Below are 2,677 nucleotides of genomic sequence, written 5' to 3'. Positions count from 1 at the left end.
ACGGTTGGGTTCGAGGATGAGCTCCTGGGGAACATGGGCGGTATGCGGGTCGAGGTTGCCGGTGGGGGCGTCGAGCAGGACCAGCTGCGGCCGGTTGACCAGCGCGCGGGGGATCGCCACCCGCTGGCGCTCGCCGCAGGACAGCTCGGCCGGCTTGTGCGACAGGCGATGCCCCAGCCCGACCCGCTCCAGCAGCTCGGCCGCCCGCTGGCGGGCTTCCGCGATCGGCGTGCGGCCGATCAACAGCGGCATGCAGACGTTCTCCAGGGCGGTGAACTCCGGCAACAGGTGGTGGAACTGGTAGACGAAGCCCAGCGCGCGGTTGCGCAGCAGCCCGCGGGCCGTCTCGTTCAGCGCCGAGAGTTCCTCGCCGGCGAGCCAGACGCTGCCGGCGGAGGGCGTGTCCAGGCCGCCGAGCATGTTCAGCAAGGTGCTCTTGCCCGAACCGGAGCTGCCGACGATAGCCACCCGCTCCCCAGGCAGCAGGTTCAACTCGACGCCGGACAGCACCTGCACCGATTGCGGTCCCTCGTCGTAGCTCTTGCTCAGGTTGCGGCAACTCAGCACCGACTTGTCATTCATAACGCAAAGCCTCCGCAGGCTGGGTGCGAGCCGCACGCCAGGCTGGATACAAAGTGGCGAAGAAGCTGAGGACCAGGGCCGCGCCGCAGACCAGCACGACATCGTCGAGCATCAGTTGCGACGGCAGGTAATCGATGAAGTACACGTCGGACGCGAGGAACTGGTGGCCCAGCAGCTTTTCCAGGGCGGAAATCCAGGCGCTGACGTTGAGTGCCGCGACCACCCCGAGGACCCCGCCGACCAGCGTGCCGATCACCCCGATCACCGTACCCTGGACCATGAAGGTAGCCATGATCTGCCCCGGCGTGGCGCCGAGGGTACGAAGGATGGCGATGTCCGACTTCTTGTCGGTGACCACCATCACCAGGGTGGAAATGATGTTGAACGCGGCGACCGCGACGATCAGCAGCAGCAACAGGCCGATCATGGTCTTTTCCATGCGGATGGCCTGGTACAGGTTGCCGTGGCTGCGCGTCCAGTCGCGGGCGTAGAAGTCATTGTCGGTCAGGGTCCGGGCGATCTCCCAGGCCACCCGCGGCGCCTGGAACAGGTCGTCGAGCTTCAGGCGCAGCCCCTGTACCTGGTTGGTCTTCCAGCGCTGCAGGCGCGCGGCGTCTTCCAGGTGGATCAGCGACAGGCCGCCATCCAGTTCGCCGGCGCCGACGCGGAAGGTGCCGACCACGGTGAAACGCTTCATCCGCGGGAACACCCCGGCCGGGGTGACCGCCACCTCGGGGAGGATCAGGGTGACCTTGTCGCCGATGCCGACGCCGAGCTTCTGCGCCGCCAGTTGGCCGATGACGATGCCGAAGCCGCCGGCCTTGAGTTCCGCCAGCGAGCCCTGCTTGAAGAAATCGGGAATGATCGAGACCTTGGCCTCTTCCAGCGGATCGACCGCATCGACCATCACCGTCTGCACCGCGCCATTGGCGCTGAGCATGCCCTGCATCTGGGTGAACGGCGCTACCGCGCTGACATGCTCGTGGGCCTTGACCTTCTCGGCCAGGGCGCGCCAGTCATCGATGGGCTGGTACGACTCGACGGTGGCCTGCGGCACCATGCCGAGGATGCGGGTACGCATTTCGCGATCGAAGCCGTTCATCACCGAGAGCACCACGATCATCACCAGCACGCCCAGTGCCAGGCCGATCATCGAGGTCAGCGAAATGAAGGAGACGAAATGGCTGCGACGTTTGGCCCGCGTATAGCGCGTGCCGATGAAAACGGACAGGGGTCTGAACATGTCGCCCTTAGCTGGCAGAAAATGGATGCGTCGGGATGGCGAAGTGGCGAGGCATCGCCGGCGGCCTTACACTCTGACCATCACTGCCGCCGTGGGTTCGCCATGTCCACTCGTGACGCGGATGACCGCCGCGAATACTACCGTATCGAAGATACCCTCGCACTGGAATTTCGCCCTGCCGGGGCCGTCGAAGACGGCCTGGAGAGCGAGCCGGGGGCCACCCTGTTCAGCCTGCTCAGCGACCTCCACCTGATGGATTACGAGTCGCAGCACCTGCTGCGCCACATCAGCGAACGCGACCGCACGCTGGCCAACTACCTGAAGGTGATGAACAAGCGCATCGACCTGCTTGGCCAGGTCATGGTGCAGAGCCTGCTCAAGGAGATCGGCGAACCGCGCAAGGTCAGCCTGTCCGAGGGGGGCGTCAGCTTCCACCACGACCGCGCATTGCCGGTCGGCCAGTTGCTCGTCCTGCGCATGGTCCTGTTGCCGCAGGGGTTCGGCCTCGAACTGCGGGCCCGGGTAATCCACGCCCAGCCACACGACGACGAATTCGAGATCGGCACCGAGTTCGAAGCGTTGAGCGACGCACAGCGCCAGTTGCTGGCCCGGCATATCCTCCAGAAGCAGGCCCAGCAGCGCCGCCTGGCACGGGCCGGACAGGGCCCGCTCGGCGAGCCGGGCCAACCTTCTTCGACCTGAGATGTACCGATGCTCCGTACGCTACTGCTGTGCTCCCTCCTCCTCGCCCCGCCGCTGTTCGCCGACACCCTGAGCATTCCGCTGGGCGCCCAGGGCGATACCCGGGTCGCCCTGCCCGCGCGCGGCGAAAGCCGCGAAGCCGTGCTGCAA

Annotated in this window: 3 protein-coding genes; 1 reads left to right on the top strand and 2 read right to left on the bottom strand. The window is 66.2% G+C overall.

What is annotated here, in order from left to right:
- Both FFS27_RS31350 and FFS27_RS31345 read right to left on the bottom strand, forming a co-directional pair.
- Positions 1-582: ABC transporter ATP-binding protein (locus FFS27_RS31350; RefSeq protein WP_137952483.1), on the bottom strand; the 582-nt coding region annotated here is incomplete at its 3' end.
- Positions 575-1,825: a lipoprotein-releasing ABC transporter permease subunit gene (locus tag FFS27_RS31345; RefSeq protein WP_015502671.1), complete on the bottom strand. Its 1,251-nt coding sequence runs from the start codon at positions 1,823-1,825 to the stop codon at positions 575-577. The genes FFS27_RS31350 and FFS27_RS31345, both read right to left, overlap by 8 nt.
- 102 nt (positions 1,826-1,927) lie before the next feature.
- Between FFS27_RS31345 and FFS27_RS31340 the strand changes: the two genes are divergently transcribed.
- On the top strand, positions 1,928-2,527 hold the full coding sequence (locus tag FFS27_RS31340) for a PilZ domain-containing protein (protein WP_003091172.1): 600 nt from the start codon (positions 1,928-1,930) through the stop codon (positions 2,525-2,527).
- Positions 2,528-2,677 lie beyond the last annotated feature (150 nt).

The sequence above is a fragment of the Pseudomonas sp. 2VD genome (assembly GCF_005503585.1).
Lineage (GTDB): Bacteria > Pseudomonadota > Gammaproteobacteria > Pseudomonadales > Pseudomonadaceae > Pseudomonas > Pseudomonas aeruginosa.
Note: the sequence above shows the minus strand (reverse complement) of the source record. Positions and strands in the feature narration are given on the sequence as shown.

Excerpts from the sequence above, each read along its gene's own strand:
- FFS27_RS31345 (WP_015502671.1), bottom strand. The coding sequence starts at position 1,825 with ATGTTCAGACCCCTGTCCGTTTTCATCGGCACGCGCTATACGCGGGCC.
- FFS27_RS31340 (WP_003091172.1), top strand. The coding sequence starts at position 1,928 with ATGTCCACTCGTGACGCGGATGACCGCCGCGAATACTACCGTATCGAA.